Here is a 12,923-nt window from a genome sequence, read left to right as displayed (position 1 = left end):
AGGCGCGGCGCGGCGCGGCGTCAAGCAGGCGCGGCGCTTCTGCCGGCGCCGCTCCCGGTCTAGCCTCGCCCGGGGAAACCGGGAGGCCGCCCATGCCGCGCACGCTGATCCGCAACGCCGCCTGGGCCGTGGTCTGGAACGGTCGGCACGAGTACCGCCGCGACGTCGACCTGCTGCTCGAGGGCGGCAAGGTCGCCGCCATCGCGGCGCATGACCCGGCGGCGCCGCCCCCCGCCGCGGATGAGGTGATCGACGGCCGCGCCCTGCTGGTGCTGCCCGGGCTGGTCAATGTCCATACCCACCCGACGACCGAGCCCGCGCTGCGCGGCGTGCGCGAGGACCATGGCGTGCCCGAGCAGCAGATGACCGGGCTGTTCGAGCGGGCGCAGTCGCTGCGGCTCGACGAGGCCGGGCGGGAGGCGGCGCAGCGGCTGGCCTATGCCGAGCTGCTCTCGGCCGGCGTCACCAGCGTGGTCGACCTGTCCTCGCCGCATCCGGGCTGGCTCGGGGTGATGCGGCAGTCGGGGCTCCGGGTCTGGGCCGGGCCGGGCTATGCCAGCGCGCATTGGGGCATGACCGCGCCGCAGACCGTCACCTGGCACTGGGACGGGCGCACCGGCCGCGACGGCTTCCGCCGCGCCCAGGCGATCATGGACGAGGCCGAGGCGGATGCCTCCGGCCGGCTCTCGGCCATCGTCTTCCCGGCGCAGATCGACACGGTGGAGGAGGAGCTCTTCCGCGAGAGCATGGCGCTGGCCGAGGCGACCGGCCGGCCCTTCACCACCCATATCGCCCAGGCGGTGGTCGAGGTGCGGGAGATGATCGCCCGCCATGGCAAGACGCCGATCCAATGGGCGGCCGAGATCGGGCTGCTGACGCCGCGCAGCATCCTCGGCCATGCGATCTTCCTGGATGAGCACCCTTCGATCGGATGGCCCTCCTTCGGCGGAGCGGGGGCGCGCGACCTCGGGATCATGGTCGAGCGCGGCGTCGCCGTCGCCCACTGCCCCTCCCCCTTCGCCCGCTACGGCGAGCACCTCTGCGACTTCGGCCGCTACGCCCGGCGGGGCGTGCGGATGGCGATGGGCACCGATTGCGCGCCGCACAACCTGATCGAGGAGATGCGGCTTGCGATCCTGCTGGCGCGCAACGCCGGGCGGGACCTGGCGGGGGGCGATACCGCCATGGTCTTCCATGCGGCGACCGCGGGCGGCGCCGATGCGCTGGGGCGGCCGGACCTCGGCCGGCTGATGGCCGGCGGCGCGGCCGACCTGGCGCTGATCGACCTCGCCCATCCGCTGATGGCCCCGCCGCGCGACCCGCTGCGGGCGCTGGTCTTCCACGCCGCCGACCGGGCGGTGCAGCGGGTGATCGTCGCCGGGGAGACGGTGCTGGCCCAGGGGCGGCCGACGAAGCTGGACGTGGCCGACGCGGCCGGCATCCTGGCCGAGAGCCAGGCGCGGATGCTGCGCGACGCCGGGATGCTGGACTACCGCGGCCGCGACGGGGACAGCATCGCGCCGCTCAGCCTGGCCTTCGCCCGATGACCTTCTCGCTCATCGCCCGCTGCCCGCGGACGGGGCAATTCGGCGCGGCGGTGACGACCTCCTCCATCGCCGTCGGCAGCCGGGTGCCCTTCGCCGCCGCCGGGGTGGGGGCGGTGCTGACCCAGCACCGCACCGACCCGGGGCTCGGCCCCAAGGGGCTGGCGCTGCTGCGCCGCGGCCTGGGCGCCGCGGCGGTGGTCGAGGCGCTGGTGGCGGGCACCCCGCACCATGCCTGGCGGCAGCTCGCGGTGGTGGATGCGGCCGGGCGCACCGCGCATTTCCACGGCGCGGCGGTGAAGCCGGAACGCGCCGCGGCGCATGGGCCGGGGGTGGTGGCGCTGGGCAACATCCTCGCCGCGGAGCGGGTGCCGGCGGCGATGCTGGCGGGCTTCCTGGCGGCGCCGGACGAACCGCTGGCCGAGCGGCTGCTGCGCGGGCTGGAGGCCGGGGAGGCGGCCGGCGGCGAGCATGGCGCGGTGACCTCGGCCAGCCTGCTGGTGGCCTGGCGGGAGCCCTTCCCCTACGTCGACCTCCGCATCGACCAGTCGGCGGCGCCGCTGCCCGCCCTCCGGGCGCTGTGGGAGGCCTATGCCCCGCTGGCCGAGGGCTTCCTGCAGCGGGCGACCGACCCGGGGGAGGCGCCGGTCTTCTGATACGGGCGGTCCGGCCGGCGTCTTCCGGCAGGGTTGAACTTGCACGCTGCCGAACCGTTGGGCTGCAATCCTGATGGAGTGAACACGATGAGCATCTTCAGCCGCATCCTCGAGAAGCTGACCGGCCATGCCCAGGCCGCCCCGCCGACCGTCCCCTCGGCCGTGCCTTCCGCCTCCCCGGCCCCGGCCGATGACCAGCCGGGCACCGGCACCGCCACCGCCGCCGCGGCGACCACCACCCCGGTCGATGTCACCGCGGTGATGACCGGCCTGGCGCAGCAGTCAAAGCAGCGCCTGGACTGGCAGCATTCGATCGTCGACATGATGAAGCTGCTCGAGATGGACAGCAGCCTCGAGGCGCGGAAGACGCTGGCGAAGGAGCTGAACTACACCGGCGATACCAACGACAGCGCCAGCATGAACGTCTGGCTGCACAAGCAGGTCATGCAGAAGCTGGCCGACAACGGCGGCAAGGTGCCGGCCGACCTGCTGCACTAGGACCTCGCCGAAACCCTTCCCGGGGCGGCGGCGTTCGCCGCCTTTGGGGAGGGGCCGCCCATGCCGCGCAATGCCAGCGAGATCGTCGTCGACACCCTGCACGCCTGGGGCGTGAACGTGATCTTCGGCTATGCCGGGGACGGCATCAACGGCGTGGTCGAGGCGCTGCGGCACCGCGAGGACCGCATCCGCTTCGTCACCGTCCGGCACGAGGAGAGCGCGGCCTTCATGGCCGCGGCCTATGCCAAATTCACCGGGCGGATCGGCTGCTGCTTCGCCACCACCGGGCCCGGCGGGCTGCACCTGCTCAACGGCCTCTATGACGCCAAGCTCGACCTGGCGCCGGTGGTGGCCATCACCGGCCTGCCCTACCACGACATCGCCGATACCTTCACCCAGCAGGACGTGCCGCTCGACCGCGTCCTCGCCGATGTCGCGGCCTATACCGCCCGCATCACCGGCGCGGCGCAGGCCGAGACGGTGACCAGCCTCGCCTGCCGCACCGCCCTGGCCCGCCGCGGCGTGGCGCATCTCTCGCTCGCCGTCGACGTGCAGGAGGAGACCGAGGACGCGCCCTCCCCGCGCGGCGCGGCGCAGACCAGCGCGGCCAATTGGGTCGAGGGGCTGCGGCTGCCGGAGCCGGCGGCGCTGGCGCAGGCGGCCGAGATCCTGAACGGCGCGCAGCGGGTGGCGATCCTCGCCGGCCGCGGCGCGCTCGGCGCCCGGGCCGAGCTCGAGCAGGTGGCCGAGACGCTGGGGGCGCCGGTGATCAAGGCGCTGCTGGGCAAGGCGGTGCTGCCGGACGAGCATCCGCTGACCACCGGCGGCATCGGGCTCTACGGCACCTTCGGCACCCATGCGGCGGTCCGGGACTGCGACGCGCTGCTGATCCTCGGCTCGACCTTCCCTTACGTCGAATACTACCCGAAGCCGGGCCAGGCCCGCATCGTGCAGGTCGACCGCGACCCGCAGCGGATCGGGCTGCGGCAGGCGACCGAGGCCGGGCTGGTGGGCGATGCCCGGGCGGTGCTGGCGCAGCTGCTGCCGCTGCTGCGGCGGAAGCCGGACCGCGGCTTCCTCGCCATGGCGCAGGCGGAGACGCGGCGCTGGCACGAGACGCTGCGGGCGGCCGAGGAGAGCCCCCGCCTGCCGATGAACCCGGCGGCGCCGGTCGCGGCGCTGGGCGCCCGGATGCCCCCCGATGCGGTGGTGGTCTCCGACAGCGGGCACCACACCGGGCTGGTGGCGCGGCACATGCGCCTGGGGCCGGAGCACGAGTTCGGCGTCTCCGGCACCCTGGCCTCGATGGCCTGCGCCATTCCCTATGCGGTGGCGGCCGGCTGCGCCTGGCCGGGGCGGCCAGTCATCGGCGTCATCGGCGACGGCGGGCTGGCGATGCAGCTCGGCGAATTCGCCACGGCGGTGGCGATGCGGCTGGACCTGAAACTTCTGGTGCTGCGCAACGGCACGCTCGGGCAGATCAAGTGGGAGCAGATCCTGTTCCTCGGCAATCCGGAGCACGGCTGCGAGGTGCCGGCGATCGACTTCGCCAGGGCGGCCGAGGCGATGGGCGGCCGCGGCTTCACCGTGGACGACCCGGCGCAGCTCGGGCCGGTGCTGGACGCGGCGCTGGCGACGGCGGGGCCGGTGATCATCCAGGCCATCGTCGACCCGAACGAGCCGCTGCTGCCGGCGGTGGTCTCGGAGGCCTATGCCAGGCACCTGCGGCAGGCGCTCGACGGCGGCACCCAGGGCGCGGCCGAGATCACGGCGGCGCTGGGGCGGGAGCCGTCGCGGTCGATGCTGGGCGAGGCCGGCGGATAGCGCTTCGGTCCGAGCCGGCGTCGGCGCTAGGCTGGCCGCACGCGAGGCCAGCAGGAGGGTCGTGCCATGCCAGTTCCTACCGCCGGCGAGGTGCTGCGGCTGTGGTTCGAGGAGGTCTGGAACCAGTGCGACGCCAGCCGGATCGAGGTCCATATGGCGCCGGCGGGGATCGCCCGCGCGGTCGACGAGACCGGCGCGGATGCGCATGGCCCGGCGGCGTTCCGCGCCTTCTTCGAGCGTTTCCTCGACAGCTTCTCGGACATCCGCTTCACCATGCATGAGGTGGTCGAGGCCGGGCCGCTGGCGGCGGGGCGCTGGACCGCGCGGCTGACCCATAGCGGGCCGGGGCTCGGGGTGCCGCCGACCGGGCGCAGCCTGGAGCTCAGCGGCATGGCCATGGTCCGGGTCGAGGACGGCAAGATCGTCGAGGGCTGGAACGAGTGGAACCGCATGGCGCTGGCGACCGGGCTCGGGCTGCTGGTGGCGCCGGCGCGCTGAGCCGCCCCCCGCCGGGCGGCGCTGGACCGCCAGCCTGCATCCCGCTTATCTGGCGCCCTGAACGACGGGGATGAAGCCATGAAGACGCGCGCTGCGGTGGCCTGGGCGGCGGGGAAGCCGCTGACGATCGAGACCATCGACATCGGCGGGCCCAAGGCCGGCGAGGTGCTGGTGGAGGTGATGGCGACCGGGCTCTGCCATACCGACCAGTACACGCTGAGCGGGCGCGACCCGGAGGGGATGTTCCCGGCCATCCTGGGCCACGAGGGCGCGGGGATCGTGCGCGAGGTCGGCGCCGGCGTCACCGGACTGAGGCCGGGCGACCATGTGATCCCGCTCTACACGCCGGAATGCCGGCAGTGCAAAACCTGCCTCAGCCGGCGGTCCAACCTGTGTACCGCCATCCGTGCGACCCAGGGCCGCGGCGTGATGCCGGACGGGACCAGCCGCTTCTCCTGCGAGGGCACGCAGGTGATGCACTACATGGGTTGCTCGACCTTCGCCAATTTCACCGTGCTGCCGGAGATCGCGCTGGCGAAAATCCGCGAGGACGCGCCCTTCGACAAGATCTGCTACATCGGCTGCGGCGTGACGACGGGCGTCGGCGCCGTCATCAACACCGCCAAGGTCTGGCCGGGGGCGAATGTCGCGGTCTTCGGCCTCGGCGGCATCGGGCTGAACGTGCTGCAGGGCGCGCGGATGGTGGGCGCCGACAAGATCATCGGCGTCGACCTCAACCCCGAGCGGGAGAAGATGGCCCGGCAGTTCGGCATGACCCACTTCGTCAACCCGGACGTTGTCGGGCACGACAAGGTGGTGCAGGCGATCCAGGACCTGACCGACGGCGGCGCCGACTTCTCCTTCGAGTGCATCGGCAACACCAAGGTCATGCGCCAGGCGCTGGAATGCACCCACCGCGGCTGGGGCGAGAGCATCATCATCGGCGTCGCCGGCGCCGGCGAGGAAATCTCCACGCGGCCCTTCCAGCTCGTCACCGGGCGCAACTGGCGCGGCACCGCCTTCGGCGGGGCGCGGGGGCGGACCGACGTGCCGAAGATCGTCGACTGGTACATGGAGGGGAAGATCGACATCGACAGCCTGATCACCCACACCATGCCGCTCGAGCAGATCAACCACGGCTTCGAGCTGATGGAGCGCGGCGAGAGCATCCGCTCGGTGGTGATCTACTGATGCGGCGTCGCCTGCTGCTGGCCGGCGTCCTGGCCGCGCCGGCGGCGCGGGCGCAGGGCGGCTACCCCGACCGGCCGATCCGCCTGGTCATCCCCTGGCCGCCGGGCGGGACCAACGACATCATCGGCCGGCTGGTGACCGAGGGCATGGCCGCCCGGCTCGGCCAGCCGGTGGTGATCGAGAACCGCGGCGGCGCCGGCGGCATGCTGGGCTCGGAGGTCGTCGCCAAGGCGCCGGCCGATGGCCATACGCTGCTGCTCGGCGGCAGCGGCAGCCTGACCATCACCAGCCTGGTGCAGGCCCGCCTGCCCTACGACGTGGCGACCGCCTTCGCGCCGATCGGCATGATGGCGCAGGGGCCGAACGTCATCGTGGTGCATCCCTCGGTGCCGGCGACCACCCTGCGCGAGCTGCAGGCGGCGGCGCGCGCGGCGCAGCCGTCGCTCTCCTATGCCTCGCCCGGGGTCGGCTCGACCGGGCATGCGGCGGGGGCGATGATCGCCCAGGCGCTGGAGGTGGAGATGGACCACATCCCCTACCGCGGCACCGGCCCGGCGCTGAACGACGTGCTGGCCGGGCGGGTGCCGGTCTTCACCAATGCCCTGGCGCCGATGCTGCCGCATGTGCAGTCCGGGGCGCTGCGGGCCATCGCCATCGCCGGCGGCCGCCGCAGCGCGGCGCTGCCCGCGTTGCCGACCACCGCCGAGGCGGGCTTCCCGCAGATCGAGGCGAGCACCTGGTTCGCCTTGCTGGCCACCGGCGGCACCCCGCCGGAGCGGGTCGCCCGGCTGCACGCGGTGCTGAACGAGACGCTGGCCGAGCCGGAGCTGCGGCGGAAGCTGCTGGACGGCGGCCTCGAGGTCGAGCCGAGCGAGAGCCCGGCGGCCTTCGAGGCGTATTTCGCCGCCGACCGGGCACGCTGGGCGCCGGTGGTGCGGCGGGCCGGGATGCGGGTGGAGTAGCGCCGCCTGCCGGGTTGCGGCATGATAGCCGGAACGAATACCGGGGAGGCCAGGCATGATCGGTCGTCGGACGCTCGCGCCCCTGTTGCTGGCGGCGGGCGCGGCCCGGGCCCAGGTGCCCCCCTGGCCCTCGCGCACCCTCCGCATGGTCATCCCCTGGCCGCCGGGCCAGGCGACCGACATCATCGGCCGCATCATCGCCCAGCACCTCTCGGCCCGGCTCGGCCAGACCGTGGTGCCGGAGAACCGGCCGGGCGCCGGCGGCATGATCGGCACCGACGCCGTCGCCAAGGCGGCCCCCGATGGCTACACGCTGCTCTCGGCCTCGATCGGGCCGATCACCTTCGGGCCGCTGGTGCAGCGCACGCCCTACGACGTGGCCCGCGACCTGGCGCCGGTCTGCAGCTTCGGCATCGCCCCCTACATGCTGCTGGTGAAGCCCGACTTCCCGGCCGCCGATGCCCGGGCCTTCGTCGCCCTGCTGAAGCGGAACCCGGGGAAGTACACCTTCGCCTCCTCCGGCATCGGCGGGGCGCAGCACCTGCTGACCGCGCTGTTCAATGCCCGCGCCGGGGTCGATGCGCTGCATGTCCCCTTCCAGGGCAGCGGCCCGGCGATGGCGGCCTTCCTCGGCGGCTCGGTCGACTACGCCATCGAGACCCCGGCGGCGGCCGGCGCGCTGGTGCGGCAGGGCAGCCTGCGGCCGCTCGGCATCAGCACCGCCAGGCCGAGCCCCCTGCTGCCGGGGCTGGAGCCGCTGGCGAGCGCGGCCGATCTGCCGGGCTACGACATCGGCGGCTGGAACGGGCTGATGACGACCGCCGGCACCCCGGCCCCGATCATCGACCGGCTGCTGGCCGAGGTGACCGACGGGCTGGCCACGCCCGAGCTGCGGGAGCGCTTCGCCGCGCTCGGGATGGAGGTGGGCGTGCTGGGGCCGGAGGCCTTCCGCACGATGCTGCGGGCACAATGGGAGTTGTTCGGCGGGCTGATCCGCCAGCTTGGCATCCGGGCGGAATGACGCCACATGGGCGGGACCAGAACACGTCCGGGAAACATAACAATGAACCGTCGCTCGCTGCTGCTCGCCACCCCTGCCCTGCTGCTGGCGCGGCCTGTCCTGGCCCAGGGGGGCAATGCCGGCGCCTATCCGGCGCGGCCGGTGCGCATGGTGGTGCCCTGGCCGCCGGGCCAGGCGACGGACCTGATGGCGCGCGTCGCCGGGCAGCAGGTGGCGGCGCAATGGGGCCAGCCCATCATCCCCGAGAACAAGGCCGGCGCCGGCGGCATGATCGGCAGCGATGCGGTCGCCAAGGCCCAACCCGATGGCTACACCATCCTCGCCGCCTCGACCGGGCCGATCACCACCGCGCCGCTGGTGCAGCGCACGCCCTATGACCCGGAGAAGGACTTCGCCCCGGTGGCGATGATCGGCATCTCCCCCTATGTGCTGACGGTGACGAACGCCTTCCCGGCGAAGACGGCGGAGGAGTTCATCAAGGTGGTGAAGGCGAGCCCGGGCAAGTTCACCTATGCCTCCTCGGGCACCGGGGCGGCGGCGCATCTGATCACCCTCATGTGGCTCAACCGGGCCGGGCTGACGGACACCGTGCACGTGCCCTTCCAGGGCAGCGGGCCGGCGCTGACGGCTGTCATGGCGGGGCAGGTCGACTTCGCCATCGATACCCTGGCGGCGACCGGGCCGCTGGTCCGCCAGGGCGGGCTGCGGGCGATGGGGATCTCGCTCGCCGCCGGCAGCGAGCTGGCGCCGGACATCGCGCCGCTGGCGCGGCTGGCGGAGACGCCGGGCTTCGACGTCGGCGCCTTCGGCGGCTACATGATGCCGGCGGGCACCCCCGCCGCCATCATCGAGCGGCTGGCGGCGGAGACCGAGAAGGCCATGGGCACCGCCGAGGTGAAGCAGCGGATGGCCTCCATCGGCTTCCAAGCGCAGCCGCGCGGCACCGCGGATTTCACCGCCTTCCTCAAGACCCACCGGGAGCAGTTCCGGCAGGTGATCGAGGAGAACAAGCTGCGGGTGGAGTAGCGGACGGGCGGGGGGAAGGCTCCCCCCGCCCTCGCCTCAGGCGATGAGGATGGTCTGGCCCGAGAGGGTCACGGTCGAGAGGTCGATCAGGCCGCTGAGCTCGACGATCATGTCGATGCCGTTGATGAACTCGGCATTGCTGCCGCTGGCGTCGTGCCGGCCCTGCACCAGGTAGGTGTCGCCCCCGAACTGGAACCAGCCGAAGCGGCCGTTGACGCTGGCATTGCCGCCGGCGCTGACGACCGCGTTGGCGTAGTCCTGGAAGATCGCGTGCTGACCGAGCACCATCCGGGTGGTGTTGAAGCTCTCGGTCCCGAGGTCGGCGAAGGTGATGGCATCGCCGGCGCCGATGTCGCGAATCGTGGTGTAGATGTGCAGGCTGCTGCCGGGGGCGGTCAGGGTGACGGTATCGGCGCCTTCCCCCAGCGTGACGTCGTTCATGCCGCCGCCCAGGGTCACCGTGTCGACGCCCCGGCCGCCGACATAGGTGTTGCTGCCGGAGGTGGCGACGAAGGTATTGGCGCCGTCGCCGAGCAGGACGACGTTGTCGCCGCCGGTGAGGACGACGCTGTCGTTGCCGCCGCCGGCGGTGACGACGTGGCTGCCGCCGCTGCCGATGAAGCTGTTGTTGCCCTCGCCGAGGTCGATGGCGCCGTCCCGGTTGTTGGCGGCGGTGACGGCATCGTCGCCGCTGCCGCCGGTATAGGTCACCACCTGGGTGGCGGCGGTGAGGTTGACGGTATTGGGGCCGGTGGCGCTGCCGGAGACGCTGGCGGCATGCGCCAGCGCGCCGGAGGTCCAGCTGAAGCCGCCGAGGGTGATGCCGCTGGCATCGACCGTGGTGAGCTGCGTGCTGGTCGCCGTCAGGGTCAGGCCGGCATTGCCTGCGACGGTGATGGAGTGGGAGGCGTTGCCGAGCAGGGTGACGAAGTCGTTGAAGCCGCCGGTCGGCGTGGCCTGGGTGTCCTGCACCAGGATCTCGACATGCTCGACCCCGCTCATGGTGAGGCCGGTGGAGGCGAAGGCCACCCCGGCGCCGCTGCCGTCGCGCAGCACCAGGTGGACCAGGTCGTCGGGGCCGGCGGCGAAGGCCGCGTTGGCGACGGTATAGGCGGTGCCGGCGCCGCTGAGGTCCAGCGTGCCGCCGTTCGCGAGGTTACTCAGCGTCAGGCCGTTGCCGCCCTGGGTGCTGACGTGGTCGGGGATGCCGAGGACGGCGAGGTCGACGGTCTGGTTGGTGGCGCCGGTCAGCACCAGCCGCTCGAAACCGGTCACCACCCCGGCGAAGGCGTTGCTGCCCGAGGCGGTCGCGGCCAGGGCGGCGGTCATGGTCAGGGAGTCGGTGCCGGCGCCGCCGGAGAGCATGGCCCCGGGCGTGGCGGCCTGCGAGCCGAGGTTCAGGCTGTCGTCGCCGCCGCCGAGCGAGACCGCGTGGTCGACGGTATTGAAGGTGAGCGTCACCCGGTCGGCGCCCTCGCCGCCGGCGAAACTCGCCCGGTCCGCGTTCAGGGTGATGGTGGAGGTGCCGGTGGTGGCGCTGGTATCGACGCTGGCGAGGCTGCCGGAGCCGCCGAAATCCGCCGTCAGCCCGGCATTGCCGCCGACGGTGACGGTCTGCAGCGCCGTCATGCCGGCGGTCGAGGTCAGGGTCAGGCGCTGGCTGCCCTCGAGGTTGAGGCTGGCCATGGCGCCCAGGGTGATGTTGGCGAGGGTCGAGCCGCGGCCGGTGGTGGTGACATTCAGCGTGGTATAGACGTCGGCGTCGTCGAGCGTGCCGCCGGTCTGGCCGTCGAGGGTGGCGTCGAGGGTCAGGTTGGTCGGCGTGGCCAGGCTGCTGTTGTCGATGATGATGTTGCCGGAGCCGCCGCTGAGGCTCAGCGTGGTCAGGGCGGTGTCGCTGATGACGAGGCCGGTGTAGTTCGCCACCGTGACCGAGGCGATGGTGCCCGCCAGGGTGGTGCTGCCCGCGTTCACGTCGGTGATGTGGACGCTGTTCGTCGCCACCCCGGCGACATCGGCGGAGGCGGTGGCCCGGGCGGTCGCGGTCACGGTCACCGCGGTGGTCGCCCCGGTGCCCTGCACGGTCACCGCGCCCATGGTGGTGGTCGTGTTCGCCGCATTGCCGGCGTGCTGGGCGATGCTGACGGTGCTGCCGCCGATCACCTCGATGGTGCCCATCGCCACGGGCCCGACCGAGCTCGTGCTGACGCTGACCTCGCCGGTCGGGGCAGTGATGTTGCCGATGAGCACCGTGCCGAGGGTGGCGCCGGTCATCTCCAGGGTGATGTCCCTGCCGCCGTTGATCACGGCATGGCCGGTGCCGGTATCGGCGAAGGTGGCGACCACCGAGGTGTCCGGACCGATGGTGAGCCGGTCGCCGCCGCCGACGCCCTGCACCGAAAGCCCCTCCAGCCCGTCCCAGAGGGTGGTGTCGAGCTGGATGGGGTGCGCCGTGGATACGATGCTGGCCCGCTCGACGTGGCTGAGGACCGGCAGCGCGCCGAGCAGGACGCCGGCCGTGTCGGTCACCTCCAGGAAGTCGTCGCCGTCGCCGCCGTCGATCCGGTCGGTGCCGGCGAAGCCGCCGGGGACCGTCGAGGTGATGGTGTCATCGTAGGCGGAGCCGGTGATGCTGTCCGTATCGGCGGTGAGGAAGAATTGGGTCTGGGGCGAGGTATCCGCCACCGCGACGGTCGCGGCCAGGCCTTCGATGCTCAGCGTCAGGCTCTCCGGCCCCTCGGTCGCGCCGTCGGCGAGCAGGGTGACGGCGATCTCGGCGCGGCCCTCGGCGTCGAGGGTGGCGGTGCCGGTCAGCGGGCCCGCCACATCCTCGGCCTGCACGCCGCCGAGGGTCCAGGCGACGACGGTGCCGGCGGGCAGGCCGGGCGCGACATAGGTGAAGGTGACGGTATCGCCCTCGTCGGCGGCGGCGGCGCTGGCGCTCAGCACCGGCTCAGGCGGCGGGCCCGGCGGCGGCCCGGCCGGCAGCTCGGCCGGCGGCCCGGCGGGCGGCTCGGCCGGGGCGCGGTGCTCGGCGTGGCCGTGGCGCAGGAAATGCTCCAGCGGGTTGATGCCGGCGGCGGCGACATCCGGGTTGTGCGCGAGGTACCAGCCGGTGTCGAAGCGGCCCGAGGGATTGCGGCCTTCGTGCCAGCCATGGGTCAGGTAATGCGCATAGGGGTCCATGCCGGAGGCGGCCACGTCGGCATTGGCGGCGAGGTAGCCCTGCACCGAGAAATAGGCGTTGGGGTCACGGCCTTCCTGCTGGCCGTGGTGCAGGAAATGCCACAGCGGGTTGACCCCCGCCGCGGCGATGTCCGGGTTCTGGGCCAGGTAGAAATCCTGGTCGAACAGGACCGAGGGGCTGCGGCCCTCGGCGGCGCCGAAGCGGGCATAGTGCTCGAGCGGGTTCATGCCGCGGGCCACCACGTCGGGATTGGCCGCCAGGTAGCCGCTGGTCGAGAAATAGGGGTTGGGGTCGAAGCCCTGCGACCAGCCGGTCCGCAGGTAGTGCTCGGCCGCGCTGAGGCCCGAGGCCGCGGCGTCGGGGTGACGGGCGAAGTAATAGGTCGCGTCGACGAGCGAGGCGAGGTCGGGGATCTGGGTCTCGGCCATGGAAGTCCCGTGCATGCGTTGCGGTGCACCGCAAGGCATACCGGGCAGGGCTTAAAAGGGCGTTAGGCCCCCGCCCGCCCGCCGCCGC

General features: G+C 72.9%; 10 protein-coding genes. 9 read left to right on the top strand and 1 reads right to left on the bottom strand.

All coding sequences use genetic code 11. The features are described 5' to 3' along the window. The first annotated feature begins 92 nt into the window (after positions 1–92). The 9 genes from QWZ14_RS25460 (at position 93) to QWZ14_RS25420 (ending at position 9,220) form a co-directional block, all read left to right on the top strand. Positions 93–1,547, top strand: a complete 1,455-nt coding sequence (locus QWZ14_RS25460; RefSeq protein ID WP_290319800.1) for an amidohydrolase family protein — start codon at positions 93–95, stop codon at positions 1,545–1,547. Further along, positions 1,544–2,200, top strand: coding sequence for a DUF1028 domain-containing protein (locus tag QWZ14_RS25455; protein ID WP_290319799.1), 657 nt, complete (start codon positions 1,544–1,546; stop codon positions 2,198–2,200). Before QWZ14_RS25460 ends, QWZ14_RS25455 begins: the two co-directional genes overlap by 4 nt. An 87-nt stretch (positions 2,201–2,287) precedes the next feature. Beyond that, a complete protein-coding gene (locus QWZ14_RS25450) occupies positions 2,288–2,698 on the top strand; it encodes a DUF3597 domain-containing protein (RefSeq protein ID WP_290319798.1) in 411 nt (136 codons plus the stop codon). A 60-nt stretch (positions 2,699–2,758) separates the two neighbouring features. Beyond that, positions 2,759–4,522, top strand: a complete 1,764-nt coding sequence (locus tag QWZ14_RS25445) for a thiamine pyrophosphate-dependent enzyme (protein WP_290319797.1) — start codon at positions 2,759–2,761, stop codon at positions 4,520–4,522. A 66-nt stretch (positions 4,523–4,588) separates the two neighbouring features. Beyond that, the gene (locus QWZ14_RS25440; protein WP_290319796.1) at positions 4,589–5,020 is read left to right on the top strand and encodes an ester cyclase; all 432 of its coding nucleotides are present in this window, start codon (positions 4,589–4,591) and stop codon (positions 5,018–5,020) included. Positions 5,021–5,098: 78 nt separating this feature from the next. Next, positions 5,099–6,211, top strand: coding sequence for an S-(hydroxymethyl)glutathione dehydrogenase/class III alcohol dehydrogenase (locus QWZ14_RS25435; protein ID WP_290319795.1), 1,113 nt, complete (start codon positions 5,099–5,101; stop codon positions 6,209–6,211). Then, on the top strand, positions 6,211–7,173 hold the full coding sequence (locus QWZ14_RS25430) for a Bug family tripartite tricarboxylate transporter substrate binding protein (RefSeq protein ID WP_290319794.1): 963 nt from the start codon (positions 6,211–6,213) through the stop codon (positions 7,171–7,173). The genes QWZ14_RS25435 and QWZ14_RS25430 overlap by 1 nt, the downstream gene beginning before the upstream one ends. Positions 7,174–7,228: 55 nt before the next feature. Next, entirely contained in the window at positions 7,229–8,194 is a 966-nt protein-coding gene (locus QWZ14_RS25425) for a Bug family tripartite tricarboxylate transporter substrate binding protein (RefSeq protein WP_290319793.1), read from the top strand. Positions 8,195–8,236: 42 nt separating this feature from the next. Beyond that, a complete protein-coding gene (locus tag QWZ14_RS25420) occupies positions 8,237–9,220 on the top strand; it encodes a Bug family tripartite tricarboxylate transporter substrate binding protein (RefSeq protein ID WP_290319792.1) in 984 nt (327 codons plus the stop codon). Positions 9,221–9,256: 36 nt separating this feature from the next. Here QWZ14_RS25420 and QWZ14_RS25415 read toward each other — a convergent pair whose 3' ends face one another. Then, positions 9,257–12,835, bottom strand: coding sequence for a beta strand repeat-containing protein (locus QWZ14_RS25415; RefSeq protein ID WP_290319791.1), 3,579 nt, complete (start codon positions 12,833–12,835; stop codon positions 9,257–9,259). Positions 12,836–12,923 lie beyond the last annotated feature (88 nt).

Origin of the sequence: Paeniroseomonas aquatica, assembly GCF_030409335.1 — a bacterium.
Classification (GTDB): Bacteria; Pseudomonadota; Alphaproteobacteria; order Acetobacterales; family Acetobacteraceae; genus Belnapia; species Belnapia aquatica.
Note: the sequence above shows the minus strand (reverse complement) of the source record. Positions and strands in the feature narration are given on the sequence as shown.

Bases quoted from the DNA above. Each gene is read 5' to 3' on its own strand.
- QWZ14_RS25425 (WP_290319793.1), top strand. From the start codon at position 7,229: ATGATCGGTCGTCGGACGCTCGCGCCCCTGTTGCTGGCGGCGGGCGCG.
- QWZ14_RS25420 (WP_290319792.1), top strand. From the start codon at position 8,237: ATGAACCGTCGCTCGCTGCTGCTCGCCACCCCTGCCCTGCTGCTGGCG.
- QWZ14_RS25430 (WP_290319794.1), top strand. From the start codon at position 6,211: ATGCGGCGTCGCCTGCTGCTGGCCGGCGTCCTGGCCGCGCCGGCGGCG.
- QWZ14_RS25415 (WP_290319791.1), bottom strand. From the start codon at position 12,835: ATGGCCGAGACCCAGATCCCCGACCTCGCCTCGCTCGTCGACGCGACC.
- QWZ14_RS25435 (WP_290319795.1), top strand. From the start codon at position 5,099: ATGAAGACGCGCGCTGCGGTGGCCTGGGCGGCGGGGAAGCCGCTGACG.
- QWZ14_RS25450 (WP_290319798.1), top strand. From the start codon at position 2,288: ATGAGCATCTTCAGCCGCATCCTCGAGAAGCTGACCGGCCATGCCCAG.
- QWZ14_RS25445 (WP_290319797.1), top strand. From the start codon at position 2,759: ATGCCGCGCAATGCCAGCGAGATCGTCGTCGACACCCTGCACGCCTGG.
- QWZ14_RS25440 (WP_290319796.1), top strand. From the start codon at position 4,589: ATGCCAGTTCCTACCGCCGGCGAGGTGCTGCGGCTGTGGTTCGAGGAG.
- QWZ14_RS25455 (WP_290319799.1), top strand. From the start codon at position 1,544: ATGACCTTCTCGCTCATCGCCCGCTGCCCGCGGACGGGGCAATTCGGC.
- QWZ14_RS25460 (WP_290319800.1), top strand. From the start codon at position 93: ATGCCGCGCACGCTGATCCGCAACGCCGCCTGGGCCGTGGTCTGGAAC.